This is a genomic window from Vibrio sp. 1401, from assembly GCF_033340295.1.
The window spans coordinates 1-685 of sequence record NZ_JAWOWF010000388.1; the positions used below are offsets into that span (position 1 = coordinate 1).

Annotated in this window: 1 protein-coding gene; it reads right to left on the reverse strand. The window is 44.1% G+C overall.

Annotated elements, in window-relative coordinates:
- On the reverse strand, window positions 1-579 hold a 579-nt coding region (locus R7Z77_RS25800; RefSeq protein WP_318137105.1), incomplete at its 3' end, for a sterol desaturase family protein.
- Between the last annotated feature and the right edge of the window lie 106 nt (window positions 580-685).

Sequence of the window (685 nt, forward strand, 5' to 3'; positions counted from 1 at the left end):
TTTTCGCAGTTTCTTATCGATAGATAACGCAAGTTTTGCGTTACTGTGATTGAACATCGCACTCGCATTTAGAATGATCTCAAACACCACAATCGCGAGAGGTGAAACACCAAGAATGAATACCGAGGCGATTTTGACGACCATCGAGATGATGATTTCAATTGGATGAAAACGCGCGCCAGTTGTGACATCGATATCCAAATCGGCATGGTGCATACGATGAATTTTCCATAATGGTTTAACGCGATGAAAAACCAAGTGCTGAACATAGATGATGAGATCGAGAACAATCACAGCAAGCAACACGTTTAACCAACCGGGCAGGGACAGAAGATTGAATAGTCCCCATTGCTGATCATGAGCAATGGTCGCAGCTTGAAACGCAGCGATAGGCATCACTAATGCAATGATCGCGCTATTTAGGGCGACCAAAGAGAGGTTGTTTAACCAGCGAAAGGAACGTTTGACGGTGAGCGTCTTTCTTGGGAGCTTGTTTTCCCAAAGAGTACACAGCAACAATACGCCAATAAAACAGCTAAGTCGCAACCAAGATGGGTCGGTAAACGTGTTTTCAGTCACTGATCTTTCCTTCTTCTACGCATTTGTCGCAATAGACCTTAACTAACGTGAGATTCTTTCAATGTTTGGTCTTTAGAGTAATAACGCTGCCGCCTTGTGAGCGAGC